Here is a 14,053-nt window from a genome sequence, read left to right as displayed (position 1 = left end):
GCCCTTAGCCCGTTCGTTAGTTGTACTTTCAGTTGTGGTCGAGAAGTTGTCACCCCTGATTGTGATCCCTGGGGCATTGCCCAATCGCGAACGTCAAAATCGGCCCATTCCTGCCGTTGGTCGCCCTACGGCATTTCGGCAGTTGCAGTCCGCATTGCTGCCCTTCGCGGCATGCGCGAGATTGAGGTCTCGCTGAACCCACAGTCTGACCAACAAACCTTACTTACAAATTTCGGAATTGCTATGATGATATCTCTGAGCGTGAAATCAGTCCGGGTTGTTGTCCAAACTTCTTATGCTTCTCATAACTTTCTCGACATGTGATGGATCTCTAAAAATGCCAGCCAGCATCTTTCCTACGTCGGCATCAGGCCAAGATTTCCTTAACTCGGCGTATTTTCGAGCGGCTTCTTTGGTATTACCCAACTCATACAGTGCGGCCGTTTGATAGGCGAAGGACGGGGCGCTGATCGGGTCTCCGTACTCTGCGGCTGCCGAAAAGGAATCCAGAGATTTTTCGTAATTTTCCAAGTGGAAATTCGCAGCACCAAAAATGTTTCGATTGGCAAATCGCTGGTTGCTTCGACCTCCGTTCATGGCTTTGGCCGCAGAGCTTGCAGCTTCGGCAAAATGACCTGAGAACAATGCGATTGAGCCATGTATGTCCAACACATGCTCATCATCTGGTGCAAGTGTCGCGGCTCGTGTTGAGATTCTCATGGCCTCATCAAATTCTCTGTTAGCAAATTTAACCCAAGCCTGAGCTGACTGGGCCCATGGATCTGTCGGAGCAAGGCGGCGTGCTTGATCAGCCATGGTCACTGCTTCGTCGAGCAGTGCATTTTTTTCCGGGCCTGGCGGGGTTAGGATTGCCAGATTTCCGAGCGCCTGAGCCGCACCAGCATAGCCACCATGGTAATCGGGGCCAAGTTCGATAACCCTGCGGAAAACTTCAGCCACCAACTGTTGGCGCGGCGCATCAAATATGGGAAACATCATGCTTCTTGCCTGATTGGCCAGATTCATGGCCTGCAATGAAGACGCCGATTGTTCGATGACGGCCTGACGCTTTAGCTTGTCTTGTATTGGAAACTCGGTTCGGGTTTGGCCGGGATCAGAAGGGTTGTTCTCGATAGTGATGGTAGCAACGGCGATGCCGATAGCGGTTCCTATGATGAAGGCCAGCACAGCCCAGCCGAATGTGCGACGAGACCTCTTCTCGCCAGATGCGTCAACTTCGACCCGTTCAAACCGTGGTCTGTAGCCCCCGGTGTCGACGAATATTCTAACGGGATCGGCAGTTCCTGTCGTGTCATAGTAATGTTCAAGATTTTGCCTCAGACGCCGCGCATCCACCCTGACAACATTGTTTGCATCCCCTTCTTCAGTAGGATCGCGATCATACACATCCTGAGCGATTGTTTTGCCCATAATGAGCTCACCGCGGCCTTCCACTTCTTCCGTCACGATGTACTTCAAAAAAGCACAAAGCCGATCCAAGTGAGAAAACAACTCACTTTTGCACACCGCCTCCAAAGCATTGCTCTTGTCGATGTCCTTAATGTCTGAAGGCATTTTTACCCTTTAATTACAAGGTTACACCAATCGTATTCAGATATTATAATGCACTTCTGACCTGTGTGAGTCACGCCTGTGTCACAGTGAGTCCGTTACTCAATTGAAAATCCTGCGGAACACTAACCTTGCATCGCAACCGATGTCCCGTCGGTGACGGCCTCTTCGTTATTCCGGAGTTGTCGCCGAGTTTTGCAAGGGAGTGTTAATCATGAATAGACGAAAACGACTATTGAAGTACTCAGCCTATCTGGTGGCCGGGTTGACGTTTGGGTTCTGGCTGGCCGCCCCGAACGGAGGGCTGAAAATCCTAAGTTATACCTTCGGCCCTTCGATGGCCTTGGCTCAGGAAACGCCAGAAGTGTCCCCGGTCAAGGCGAGAGAGAGAGATACGTACTACCCAAACAGTGAGGACCTGAAACCTGACGAAATGCGGGTGATTGCCTGCGGTACCGGGATGCCAACCACCCGAGCAGCACAAGCTGCGGCCTGTTTTCTGGTCGAGCTTGGAAACGGCGACAAGTTTCTGTTCGATATCGGTTCGGGATCAGCCGAGCGGATTTCGTCGTTGCAAATCCCCTACAACTACCTCGACAAAGTGTTCATCGGGCATTTGCACACCGATCATTTCGGTGCGCTGCATGACCTGTTCATCGGTGGTGCTTTGATGGGACGCAATGTTCCTCTTCGGGTATGGGGACCCAGCGGCGCAGTGCCGGAGCTTGGCACGGCCTATGCCTTGGACCGCATGCAGGAAATGCTGTCGTGGGACTTGGCAGGCCGGGCCGGAAACGTGGATTTCCGCGGCTATGTTATGGATGTGACCGAATTCAATTACAAGCTTGAGAATGAACCGATCTACGAGGCAAACGGCGTTGTTATTCGCACATTTCCCGCGATCCATTCCATTGATGGCTCGGTCAGTTATGCGCTGGAGTGGAATGATCTGAAGTTCGTCTTCAGCTCGGACACCTACCCCAACAAATGGTTCGTCGAATATTCCAAGGACGCTGACCTGGTAATCCATGAGTGCTTTATTGCTGTGCCCGAACTGGTCAGCAAAATGAAGTTCACACCGGAATCAGCATTGCAGGTGGGCACACAAGTTCACACTGCACCAGAGGCGTTCGGCAAGGTCATGAGTGAGATCAAGCCACGCATGGCAGTCGCGTACCATTTCTTCAATGACTTTGACACCGTCAATGGCGTGTATGAGCGTATACGGTCCACCTATGACGGCCCCCTCAGCATGTCCGAAGATTTCATGGTCTGGAACGTGACTAAGGACGACATCGTCGTGCGCATGGCTGCAACCGAAGAGCGGACCTGGGCACCGCCATTGGCGGCCCCCGCAGAGGCGCCAAAAGTTGAAGACAAAACTGCGATGGCGGAACAGCTCGGGGTGGAAACCTTAGATTTCAGTGACTTTGTCGCCAGTGGGGTCTGGGATGTCGAGGATGTGTTGCGCCCAATCTACGAAGAGGCCAGCGAAGCCATGGGGCAAGAGTTTCCATACCCGGAGAAGTCTGAACCCAAATAAGTCCTGAAAACAACCCGGTGCCTTTTGGCATGCCATCCGGCACCGGCCTCTGTGCTTCTTTTTTCAGGCTAAACCTCGGGTTTGGATCAGGAAGCACAGAACAGGGCCTGCAAAGGAGTGTTCTCTCATGATGCCTTTTAAACCTTTGATCATTCTTGCCGTCTTTTTGCTTTTGCACCCGATGCCAACCCAAGCCGACTTGCTGCCAGCGAATGGTGCGGAAACTGCTGCCAACTTCGCCGAAATTTCTGTTCTGGAAGACCGAGTCCGGGTCGCGTTGGAGATCGACCTTGATGATGTTCACGGCTTTCTGGCGAAACCTGGGGACGGTGAAGATCAGGCCAGCAGCCTGACCGAAAGAACAGGCAAAGCGTTTGAAGTTCATGCAGATGGCACGGCCCTTGTACCCGAAACCTATCAGCTTGAAGTGCGCCCCAGAAAACCGAGGGTAACAGCGTTCAGGCCAAACTACGGCCTGCCTTCAAATGACGAACGATCAGCGCAGGTCATTTCCGTCGTCCTTGACTATCCTTTTACTGACCAACCAACGGAAATTGAATTCAAGCCGCCCCTTACATCTGACGGAATTCCGACTGCGGCCATTGGGGTGATCTTCGATCACCTTGGCGTGGCCGTCACAGATTATCGATATCTTTCCCGGTCTGAGGTGTTTTATCCCAACTGGAACGACCCCTGGTACAGTCGGTTTGAGAACCCGAACCTGACCAGGCACCACAAATCAGCACTCATGTCCTTCGTGTCTGTTGAACCGCGAGAAGTTCGCCATGAGGTGATCTTCCGTCTGCGCGACTTGGAAAGCTGGGTTGATCTAAGACTTGGAGAAACGACAGACCTTGATGCCGCTGCGATGGCCAATATTGAGCAGCAGGCCATCGATTTGTTTTTGAGTAGCAATCCATTGACAATTGACGGTCAGCCTATCGTTCCAAGCGCGGCAAAAGTAGAGCAGCTTTCCGTTGGCGTTAATGGTTTAAAAGTTCTTGAAAATCCGTTGAACACAAATCGGGATACTGCCCTGCTTGGCATAGTTCTGTCTTACCCCCGCGATAAATTGCCCAATGAGGTTTCCTTGAAATGGGACTTATTTACTGAAGAAGCAGAAACCATACCTGTTCAAATTTCGGATCCCGCCGGGGCTGTGCCCGGGCAAGTGACCCGAGATGTGCCCGACATTTCGTGGAAAAACTATATTCTGAACTGGAGTGATCCAAGAACACAGCCGGTCAGGGTTGCCGCCGAGCGCTCTATACCGGTGCCGGTCTGGTCACTTGGGCTTGTTGTCTTTGCAGTATTCCTTGGGGCGTTTGCATGGCGAAACCGCTCGGGTCAGTGGCAGGGATGGGCTGTGGGTGCCCTTTCAATCTGTCTCGCTGCCACCGCTCTGAGGACCGCGACGGTGGAAATGACACTTCCGGCCGATACGCTGGCCAACACAGAAGCAGCTGTCGAGATAACCGAGAAAATTGTCTCAAACCTCGCAACTGCGCGATTGGAGACGCAAGGAGCCCAAATGTCAGAAGCTCTGAATGCGTTCGTCACCGCAGAGGCTTTGAATGACATCGGGGCAGAAATCCGGCGCGGTTTGTCTGTAACTCTGCCATCAGGTGCCACCGCTCAGATCGAATCCGCTGAAGGGCTGATTGTGGAAAGCGTCGAACCCAAGACAGATGGCGGGAATCAAGTATTGGCCCGTTGGAACGCCTCGGTCAGTGGCGGTCATTGGGGCCACTTGCATCGTCGCACCGTGGCGTATCGCGCATTGCTGGAAGTCCGGCAGTACGAAGGCGCATGGTTTTTAACAGGCCTGACAATTCTTGAAGCTCGAGTGAATCGTCAATTCACATCGGAAGGAGGCAACTCATGAGGCATGTCTTCATATTTCTTGCAGCCGTTATCAGCTTGCTCGCTCAGCCCGCATTGGCTCATTTCAAGCTGAATCAGAACGTACGAGTGCATCACGTGTCTCATTCCGGCGATGGGTTGGACATCTATCTACGAATGCCGATGTCCTATGTTATGGCGGGTCTGGTCGGGTCTGAAGATTCCGAGGGCCTGCCCACCCCGGCGCCATATACATACAATCAGATCGAAGGTGGTGTTCTGATGCACTATCTGGATCAACATGCGCTGCGAAGCGATCCGGAAGGACTGGCAGCTCTTGCAGCCGATACTGTTGATTTGTCGGTCGAAGGGCACGCACAACCCGTAACTGTCGTATCCATGCGATTGCATCCCCTAGGGTCCGAGCTGGGGTTTGCCACTCTGGAAGAAGCACAATCCGCGGTAACTGTTAGGAACGTATTTCCGCGCGCCGTAGGCGAGACCTATGTCGGCGACGTCATGCTGGATCTGCACTTGCGCTACGATACCGGTCCCGTTGGCACATACAGCCTTTCACATAGATCAAACCCCGGACTGCCGGGTCAGGAAGATACGGCGAACCTAATCCTTGATTACAATGGAGAGCTAATCCGCACTTTTCGCGCGACCGGGCTTATGCACGATCCGGTCACCGTTTCCGGATCTGCAACCGCTGCCGCTTCGACCTTTGTTGTCGAGGGCATTCGACACATATTGGAAGGCCCCGACCATGTTCTATTCGTACTTTGTATGATCATCGGAGCGCTGAACCTGCATAGCCTGTTGGCGCGCGTCACGGGATTCACCCTTGGCCACACGGTGACGCTGATCCTCGGCTTTTTTGGCATCGCCCCAAGCGGCGCATGGTTCATCCCGACAGTCGAGTTGGCAATTGCTTTGTCAATTATCTACGCCGCCATAATGGCCGTTCGTCCTTCTAACCAAAAACATGGTGATCTAAAAGCTTTTGCCATCACCTCAAGCATTGGTCTGCTGCACGGATTTGGCTTTTCCTTCATGCTGCACCAAATCCTGCGGGTTGATGCGCCAAATGTCTGGCACAGCTTGCTTGCCTTCAATGTTGGTGTCGAAATAGGGCAGTTGATGATCGTTTTGCTGATCTGGCCTGTTGTTCTGTTTCTACGCAAGTTGCCGGGCCGCGTATGGGTCGGGTCGCGAGCCGCCGTTGCCGTCTGCGCCAGCTTGATCGCCATGATTTGGGTGGTAGAGCGGGCGGAGTTTTTCGTGTGATGCGGTCTGGGATTATGGCAGCTCAAGTGTGCGTTGCAGCCGCTGTTGTAGCTCGCAGCGCTCGTTACTATGGGCACTGAGCCGACTTGCGGTGGAGCAGCTCAAACTCCAAAATGCTCGCCATTTGAATGTCGGCTTCCTTGCCGGCACCCAAAATGGCTTCGCGCTCGCAGAGAATGACCGGAATCCGCCCTTTCCTTGCCCTCACGCTCAACAGGGGACAACAACGGATTCGTCCTCGGAGCCTCGACCCAACAATGCCCCGCTGCTGAGATGCATCTCGGCTTGCAACCCATGCTGCGCTGCCTCGTCTGGCATCAGCGTGATCTTGTCGATGAGCATCGCCAGATATCCATGCGCTTCCTCGACATAAGCCTTGACAGAGAGCAGATGTTCGTTGTTGTTGAGCGCGCGCTCATAGATCGCGCGCGCATTTTCAACCTCAGCCTGGCTGCGCGCGATTTGTGCCTCAAGTGTCGTGATGCGAGACGTCAAATCGTTGATCTCTTGCTCCAGAGTGTCCGCCTTGGCTTTAAACGTGGCATATGGCGCGCTTTCAGCGACAGCCGCGAGGATGTTTTCACGCCCTGCGATTGCTCTGTCGCGCGCCGTTTCAAATCGTCTGAGGTCAGCCTCCAGTTGCCCGTCTGCGAGCTTGCCGCGTTCATCTTCCAGGGCCTGCTCAAAGCGTTTTAGCAGGTCGTCTGACCGAAAGGCCTCCCGCAGCGCCCCAAATACACGCGCTTCAATGCGCCTGCCCGAGATCGGACGTTTGTTGTTACATGCGGCACGCCTTGCTTCTCTGCAGCGGTAGCTCGTCTTGTTGATGGTGACATACGGTGCTCCGCAGCACCCGCACATTAACAGGCCAGACAGAAGAAAGACGGTGCGCCGGTCTCCACGGGCCGCTTTAGGCGTGTCCGCGGCACGCTGTTCCAACTCGGTCTGCACGGCGTCCCAAAGAGCCTGATCTATGATGCGCAGCTCAGGGATCTCCTGCTCAACATAGTCTTCCGGTGTAGGCTTGAGTTTCCGCTGACCGGTCTTTGGGTCATAGGTGTGCGTAAATTGGCAAATGCTGGCGATCCCGATGTAATGCTGGTTGCGCAGAATGCCTTCCCGCCGAGACGGATTGCCACGGATCGTGGAGCCATCCCAGGAGCCACCATTGGGCGCCGGGATACGGTCCTTGTTGAGGCCTTCGGCAATCGACTGCGCCGAACGACCGGTTGCAAACTCTTCAAAGATACGGCGCACAACACGCGCCTGATTGGGATCGATCTCCCGGTTGGTGCCGGTTTCTGCCTCACGCTTACGGTAGCCGAAGGCACGGGTGTGCAAGCGCTGCCGCGTGACCGCGCCCTGCATGCCGCGGCGGGTACACTGCCTGCATTCCTTGAAACCGCGGCTGAAGACGAAGCCTTCGGGCGCAAAGTCTTTGTGCTCTTTGAAGCCGTCGCCAAAATCGGCGCCGCCAAAAAGATACGGCGTCATCCGCTGCGTCCAGTAGGCATCGACCAAGAGGTCGAGACACTGCGGGAGGCGAAAAAGAGCAAGCCGAAGGTGATGGCAAGACCAGATCCGGAACCCAAGGGGTAAGCGGCTAACGGCAAGCACAACGAACAGAAAAAGGGCGCGGATCAAGCCGTGCCCTTCTTCTATGTGTTAGTAGTTCTTGCCTCAGCAAATCTGGGTAGGATTGTGTCGAAAGCAGACCTTCGCTGCGCAAACCAAAAGGTCGGGAACGCGGACAAAGCAGCCACTGAACGCAAGTTCGACCTTACCAATGAACGAATACAACGAATGACAATCACAAGGACGTGGTTTTTTCTCCAAGACACGCTCGTAGTCAGAAAGAGAAGGTTACACCAACCAGTGGTCCTGTTTGCATGACGTCATAGGCGAATGTCCCATCGGACCGTTCAGTCTCATAGTCGATTTCGTAGTGCCGCCATCCGAAACGAATAGAGGTATTTTCCCAAGCTTGATAGGCGAAGCCCAGCGAAACACGCCAGTGGGAATTGACATTTTCGCCACCTAGGCCTGCGTCTGCCGCGGCAACCAAGAACCAACGGTCCGAGAGCTCCCACGTGCCATGAGCGCCAACAACAACCTCGGTCCATGTTTCAGTCCCGCCAAGGGTGACGCTAGGTCCCATAGTGGAAACGTCAGCCTCCTGCTTCAGTTCGTTGTAGCGAAGCCCAGCTTGAAGATCGACGGAATACCGGTGATCGTTCTTGCCATAAACCCCACTTGCAACTTTGTAACCGCCCAAAAATCCGATCCACGATTGCTTAACATCAAGGTCAATGTCGATGTTCCCAGCCGGAAGCGGGATGGATTGTTCGGTCCCTAGCTTTGCGTAGTTTGCGTCGACCATGAAACCCCAGTTCCCCGTCCAACCTTCGTATTGTGCCGAGATACCGAAGTCTAAGAGTTCCAGCGCGTCTTGAAAATTCAAATCAAGATCAACGCTGGTATTAGCAATAGTCGACGTCCCCGTCAGCGATTGTGGAAGAAAACCGTAGACAGTCACGCCATGTCGCCAGTCTTCAGAAAATGAGAGGGCCACGGGTTCGGCTTTTGTGACCGAGGGTAACACTATGCCGAAAGCAGCAGCGAAAAGAGACAGGGCATTGGGAGAGAAAAAGAAAGTAAGTTTCATCGCGTTCGGTCCTTCAATCGCGCAAGTTCTAGAAAAACCTGACCGGACTATGCCGGTCAGGACACTTGATCGGGGGCCGCTTAATCCGACTTTCTAGTGAGACCTTGAGCAAATAGGATGTTGTCCACGAGTTCTTTTGTTTCAGGTCGAAGGTTTTCAATTCCGCCATATAGTGGCCCATGCCCAGGAGGCATGTCAGGATAAAGCTCTTTCATGGCAAGATGGCGTTGGGCCATCAGACTGAAATTGGCACCGAAACCCACTCCAATACGAATGGAATCCTGCGGCCGATCCTCACGCGGGTTCTTGTATAGGTCGTACATGGCAGCAAGGATGGGGTTTCCGCCAGGAGGTGGCAAATGCATCTTGTATTGCTGCTTGACCAGAGATCTCAGCACAAACCCTTCGTAGACAAATACATAATCTCGACGCCCATGCGTTTCCCCGAGAAGCCAAAGCGCGGTTTGATCAACCCCGTCGATAATCCGGTCGCGTGGGATGCTCGCCTCGCCGTCGCCCAGTCGCGCAAAGGTGCTAAAAAGATCAGAAACGTGAGTGATATCTTTAACACGTGTCCCTTCCTCAATCATCCCGGGCCAGCGGACAAGGGCATTAACACGAACGCCACCCTCCAGATGCTCGGTCTTGCCGCCGCGATAGATCCGGTCGGACTGGCCGCTCTTGTCGACGAACTCCATGAACGGGCCATTGTCTCCCATGATCACGATGATCGTATTGTCTGCTATTCCCAGTTCCTCGATCCGAGTCAGTATTTCACCGATGTAACCATCGACTTTAACGATAGCTTCTGCGACCGGCCCACCGTTCAGAGTTTGCGCTTGTTCGATATCAGTCCTTGTAAAGCTGATCGGGAACAGCGGCCAGTACTGCAAAAAGAACGGCTTGTCGCTTTTGGCGAGTTTTTCCAGTTGATCTAGAGTGCTCTGTTTGTAGCGCTGCCCCATGGCGACATAGTCGTTCTGCGAGAACGTCTGCCCCGGCTCCATGTGGACCTCCCGTATTGCTCCACCTTTTTCACCGACGGTTCCATAGACCATTGCATAAGGGTCGATGCGGAATGTGTCATCCAGCATCAGATCGGTTGAACGAAGCCGCAGATCGACACCATCAACATGTCCTTCGTTCAAAGCCGTCGAATTCATCAAGGCAAGTTGCGCCTGTTGGTGAATCGGATGTTCGGCATAATCGAAACCTTGGTTGATCGCATAGCTTTGCTCGATATCACCCATGTGCCACTTGCCGATATGGGCCGTTGCGTAGCCATTTTCGCTCAGCACTTCGGCCAAGGTCACTTCGCGGTCCGCCAAACCTTCGCCCTCAGGCACCGCTTTGGCCTCATCGAAACCGGTCCGGACCGGGTGTCGCCCGGTCAACATAGCGACTCGAGTGGGTGTGCAAGACGGTTCGGTATACATCCGCATCATGGACATACCTTGGTCTGCGAAGTCCGTTATGTTTGGTGTCGAGTATCCACGTACCACGTCCAGATCTGGCATTCCGACTTCGCCAAACCCTACGTCATCCAGCAGAATGTACAGTATGTTTGGGGGCTTGCCGCCGTTCTTTTCTCGGAACTCCGCCAGCTTGACGTCGATGTCTTTGTCTTCAGCTGCCCAGCGATCTCCGTGCTGACGTTCCAAAATTCGATACTCGGCGTCTCGAATAATCGAGCCTTCTTGAGCCCGAGCTATGGTTGTCGACAAGACAAGAGCGACTCCGCAAACCGGTAATAGGAATTGATTTAGACTTCTCATTTTGGCTCCTCATTTGTTGTATTGTGAAACGGTGTTCGTGGCGCCCGAAATTCACCTGGGCGGTCCAAACTCTCTTGTCTGTTGTTCCGATTGTCCCGCTCTACTCAGTCGGGTTCGAGCTTTGCCAAAATTTCCTTCTTCAACCCTGCAAGGCTACTATTGAAGGCATCGTTCCAAACATCCTCTAGAGAGGATTCGCATTGCCGGCTCGTCATCAAAAGTTCGAAATCTCTGCAAATGTCGTCAAGCTCAGCGTCCTTTTTTCGGCGCTCCTGAATTCTTTCTGCAAGTCCACCAAAGTGCTTCTCGAATACTCGCATGTGCCTATCGAACCCATTAGCTCCCGCTAAGATCACATTACCTACCGCTGAAGCCAGTGGGAGTTTCACACGGTGAGAAAGGGGTGAAAATCCTTTCAATTTGACCGTTTATCGGTAGTCTGCAGGCATGGGTCCTAGGGAAACTACAGCCAACAAGCACCCGCTTTGGTCGGGGCCTCTGGAGTTGGAAGAAGTTCGTGAAGAGCTCAATCGTGTGAAGTCCAGCGAGCTTTTCACAGGCGCGAGTCGGCTCTCGGAGTTGCTGGACTACATCGTAGAACATAACCTTCTTGATCCCACACGAAAGCCGCTCGCCAAAACAATCGCCGAGGATGTCTACGGCAGACCTCCGGATCAAAATGGTGACAGCCATAACATCGTTCGAGTTGACGCAGGGCGTCTCAGGCGCCGGCTTGCACAGTATTTTGCCGGCCCGGGAAGAGACGACCCAATCCAGATTCATATCGATCCCGGCGGATATGTACCTCGTTTCGAACTCAAGTATTCTGCGGACACTCAGACTGAGGACGTTGCGACAGATTTACAGCTCGATACCAAATGGAAAAGGAGGGCGATTCAGATTGCCGTTAGCATCTTCGTGGCGCTTGGTGTCGGTTTAGGCTTGGGGATCACGGTCAGTTCTATGGGAGAAACCACGACCGGCGTGTCTGGGCAATTCGAGACCTCAAACGATCCCACGCTAGAGGCAGAAAGGCGCGCACATCTGGCGAAGTCGCCGTCTAGCCTTCAAGCGGTGACGCTCTCAGATCAGGCGCGGAATTTGATTTTTCCCATGATTGAGCGGGCACAGATTGAATTAGCTCTGGCCATGTTCCGTCATGCAATCGAGAAGGACGAATCCTACTTTGGTGGGTATGCAGGTGCATCCCAGTGTTTGGCTGCTCTTGCGATTTTTGCACCAGACGGTCCTCAGCGTTCTGCGCTGCTCAAGGAGGCGCGCCATTTGGCCAACCAAGCCGAAGTTCTATCACCTGCCAACTCATGGACGCAATCTGCACTGTCCTGGGTTGACCTTGCCGAAGGAGATACAAAGCGAGCTATAGAGCACGCAGACATTGCCTTGGATCTCGCCCCTAGGGACGGCAACGTCCTGGATTTCTATGCAATGGTCATGCTGGCGACTGGCGACTTTGACGCGGCACTCGCAGCGTCGACGAGCAACCGTCCGCGGACGTCGGGCTTAGGACGATTTGCAAACAAGAGTATCTACGGTGCTGCTAGCTTCCACGCAGGAAAATACGAGCAAGCCATCGACGCTCTCAACACCGCTACCCGCGCCGGAGACCCGATTTCGGCTCCCACTTTGATCTACCTCGCAGCAGCGAATGCGGCACTTGGAAATCAAGCAGAGGCCTTGGCCTTGGAGGCAGACTTGAAGCAAAACTGGCCGACAATTGACAGTATTGCTCTTTTGGATCGCCTTTATGTGAATCCAGAGCAGGTTCGCGCCTTAACTGATCACCTAAGTACCATACCACAAAGGTGAGCTTTGGGCTCAAACTAGCCAATGATGCCAATCGCCAACGTCAGACTTTCTGTTGATGTTCCCTGGCGATTGCCGCATAGAGGCAGGGTGCAGGGTGCTTGTCGGGCCGTGCGCCCAGAGGGCAGGCAGCAAATGCCAATCGGAGAAACCTCATGAACCTCTCCCGGCAGTCAGCACAATCAACGGGAACCTATGTCGCTCCAGCCTCCAAAGGAAACGGTAGCTCATGTGGCCACAGACCCAGCTCACCTGCGGGTCATAAAACGCGCCGCGTTGTTCCTATTGGGTCCTGTTTATTTCCTGTGCATCGCCTTTGTGCCCCTGTTTTGCGGTAAACGGCGAGGTTTTCGCGGCTGGTACTGGCCGCTAGTCAAACGTGCCTGTTCGCGGCTTCTGTGGCTGCTGAGCATCCGAACAGAGATGACACAAGCCGACAGGGCAGCGCTGGCCGCCGACACTAACAGCATCATCGTGATCAACCACCGCAGCCATCTGGATGGGTTCGCTTTGATGGACGTGGTGCCGGACGCCAAGTGGATCACCTTCGCCGCCAAAAAGGAACTTTGCGACGCCGTTATCCTGCGCCACGGATTCAAGGGTGCAGGGCTGGTGGAGATTGACCGAAAAAGTGGCAATGTGGCGATCGAAACACTCACCGCTGCCGTCCGAGCCATGCCCGCACACCGCTCTGTTGTGCTTTTCCCGGAGGGTACGCGCACAAACTCTGAAAGTCTCGGCATGTTCAAGGCAGGCGCTGTAGTAGTCGCGCGCACCACCGGCCGAACAATACGGCCCATCGTAATTCACGCATCAGACAAGCTCATGCCGCGCAGCAAACACTTGCCCAAAAGCGGAACGATCCGAGTTGAGGTATTGCCGTCATTTAAATGCGATCACTCCGCTTCAGTGGACGAAGATGTGGCTCGCCTGCGAAGCGCTATGATGGCCGTTTTCGATGCCGGGTTGTGTCGCTAAGTATACTGTCCTTCGTTGCTCCTACGACTCCAACAGCGAGACGAAGGTCCGCTTTGGGTTGATTCCGTTGAAAAAGTCGTTCGTTTTTTGAGTTAGGGTGTGAGCTATAGCATTGATTTTATTGGTTCAGCCGAAGATGGCCTCGCCCTTTATCCTGTGGCGGGGATCAACGGCTTCAGTTTTGCAAGTTTCCGGAGGTTTTGGGCGGTGGCTGCGAGGGTGAATTCGTCTTGAACGCCGCATGGCCCTCGCAGCCGGAGCCGCCCCAAACCGAGAATGCGTTTGAGGTGGGCGAATAGCATCTCGACTTTCTTGCGGCGCGCCTGAGCCTTTGGATTGAACTCCGAGGCCGTGCATTGGCGGGCAAACTCCCGGACCTCCTCGAACCGCTCGCGGGTGACGGAACGCGCATCCACCTTTGGACAGCATTTATCCTTCGCAGGGCAGATACTGCAAACCATCTTGCTGGCGCGGTATTTGCGACGTCCTGTTCGCGGCTGCTTATTGCGCGGGTCTTTGTGATATTGCCGGGTGCGCTTCAGCTCTTTGCCGTCGGGACAAAGA

Annotated in this window: 11 protein-coding genes; 5 read left to right on the top strand and 6 right to left on the bottom strand. The window is 53.9% G+C overall.

Features of this window, described 5'->3' with window-relative positions; translation table 11 throughout:
* Positions 1–267: 267 nt before the first annotated feature.
* A complete protein-coding gene (locus DHN12_RS00055; protein ID WP_108858370.1) occupies positions 268–1,575 on the bottom strand; it encodes a tetratricopeptide repeat protein in 1,308 nt (435 codons plus the stop codon).
* A gap of 211 nt (positions 1,576–1,786) precedes the next feature.
* On the opposite strand from DHN12_RS00055, the gene gntH reads away from it, so the two are divergent.
* The 3 genes from gntH to DHN12_RS00040 all read left to right on the top strand — a co-directional run bounded on the left by gntH (position 1,787) and on the right by DHN12_RS00040 (position 6,247).
* On the top strand, positions 1,787–3,115 hold the full coding sequence (gene gntH / locus DHN12_RS00050; protein ID WP_108858369.1) for a guanitoxin biosynthesis MBL fold metallo-hydrolase GntH: 1,329 nt from the start codon (positions 1,787–1,789) through the stop codon (positions 3,113–3,115).
* Positions 3,116–3,242: 127 nt separating this feature from the next.
* On the top strand, positions 3,243–5,000 hold the full coding sequence (locus DHN12_RS00045) for a hypothetical protein (RefSeq protein WP_108858368.1): 1,758 nt from the start codon (positions 3,243–3,245) through the stop codon (positions 4,998–5,000).
* A complete protein-coding gene (locus DHN12_RS00040; protein WP_108858367.1) occupies positions 4,997–6,247 on the top strand; it encodes a HupE/UreJ family protein in 1,251 nt (416 codons plus the stop codon). Before DHN12_RS00045 ends, DHN12_RS00040 begins: the two co-directional genes overlap by 4 nt.
* A 210-nt stretch (positions 6,248–6,457) precedes the next feature.
* Here the strand turns inward: DHN12_RS00040 and DHN12_RS00035 are convergent, their stop codons facing one another.
* The 4 genes from DHN12_RS00035 to DHN12_RS00020 all read right to left on the bottom strand — a co-directional run bounded on the left by DHN12_RS00035 (position 6,458) and on the right by DHN12_RS00020 (position 11,076).
* Positions 6,458–7,741 carry a recombinase family protein gene (locus DHN12_RS00035; RefSeq protein WP_159089933.1) on the bottom strand — a complete coding sequence of 428 codons (1,284 nt, stop codon included), beginning with the start codon at positions 7,739–7,741 and terminating at the stop codon, positions 6,458–6,460.
* 355 nt (positions 7,742–8,096) lie between these two features.
* Complete coding sequence (locus DHN12_RS00030; RefSeq protein WP_108858365.1) at positions 8,097–8,912, bottom strand: hypothetical protein; 816 nt, start codon at positions 8,910–8,912, stop codon at positions 8,097–8,099.
* Between the two features lie 80 nt (positions 8,913–8,992).
* Entirely contained in the window at positions 8,993–10,687 is a 1,695-nt protein-coding gene (locus tag DHN12_RS00025; RefSeq protein ID WP_108858364.1) for a sulfatase-like hydrolase/transferase, read from the bottom strand.
* Positions 10,688–10,791: 104 nt separating this feature from the next.
* Entirely contained in the window at positions 10,792–11,076 is a 285-nt protein-coding gene (locus tag DHN12_RS00020) for a hypothetical protein (protein ID WP_108858363.1), read from the bottom strand.
* Between the two features lie 115 nt (positions 11,077–11,191).
* Here DHN12_RS00020 and DHN12_RS00015 point away from each other — a divergent pair, with 115 nt between their 5' ends.
* Both DHN12_RS00015 and DHN12_RS00010 read left to right on the top strand, forming a co-directional pair.
* Positions 11,192–12,514, top strand: coding sequence for a tetratricopeptide repeat protein (locus DHN12_RS00015; protein WP_159089932.1), 1,323 nt, complete (start codon positions 11,192–11,194; stop codon positions 12,512–12,514).
* A gap of 192 nt (positions 12,515–12,706) precedes the next feature.
* The gene (locus tag DHN12_RS00010; protein WP_108858361.1) at positions 12,707–13,489 is read left to right on the top strand and encodes a lysophospholipid acyltransferase family protein; all 783 of its coding nucleotides are present in this window, start codon (positions 12,707–12,709) and stop codon (positions 13,487–13,489) included.
* Between the two features lie 149 nt (positions 13,490–13,638).
* Here the strand turns inward: DHN12_RS00010 and DHN12_RS00005 are convergent.
* Positions 13,639–14,053 (bottom strand): transposase (locus DHN12_RS00005; protein ID WP_199913455.1); only part of this gene is annotated, 415 nt, incomplete at its 5' end.

Source organism: Ruegeria sp. Alg231-54 (assembly GCF_900143525.1).
Classification (GTDB): domain Bacteria; phylum Pseudomonadota; class Alphaproteobacteria; order Rhodobacterales; family Rhodobacteraceae; genus Ruegeria.
This window is presented reverse-complemented; position numbering and strand designations above follow the sequence as displayed.

Bases quoted from the DNA above. Each gene is read 5' to 3' on its own strand.
- DHN12_RS00045 (WP_108858368.1), top strand. From the start codon at position 3,243: ATGATGCCTTTTAAACCTTTGATCATTCTTGCCGTCTTTTTGCTTTTG.
- DHN12_RS00040 (WP_108858367.1), top strand. From the start codon at position 4,997: ATGAGGCATGTCTTCATATTTCTTGCAGCCGTTATCAGCTTGCTCGCT.
- DHN12_RS00035 (WP_159089933.1), bottom strand. From the start codon at position 7,741: ATGACGCCGTATCTTTTTGGCGGCGCCGATTTTGGCGACGGCTTCAAA.
- DHN12_RS00025 (WP_108858364.1), bottom strand. From the start codon at position 10,687: ATGAGAAGTCTAAATCAATTCCTATTACCGGTTTGCGGAGTCGCTCTT.
- DHN12_RS00010 (WP_108858361.1), top strand. From the start codon at position 12,707: ATGTCGCTCCAGCCTCCAAAGGAAACGGTAGCTCATGTGGCCACAGAC.
- DHN12_RS00030 (WP_108858365.1), bottom strand. From the start codon at position 8,912: ATGAAACTTACTTTCTTTTTCTCTCCCAATGCCCTGTCTCTTTTCGCT.
- DHN12_RS00055 (WP_108858370.1), bottom strand. From the start codon at position 1,575: ATGCCTTCAGACATTAAGGACATCGACAAGAGCAATGCTTTGGAGGCG.
- gntH (WP_108858369.1), top strand. From the start codon at position 1,787: ATGAATAGACGAAAACGACTATTGAAGTACTCAGCCTATCTGGTGGCC.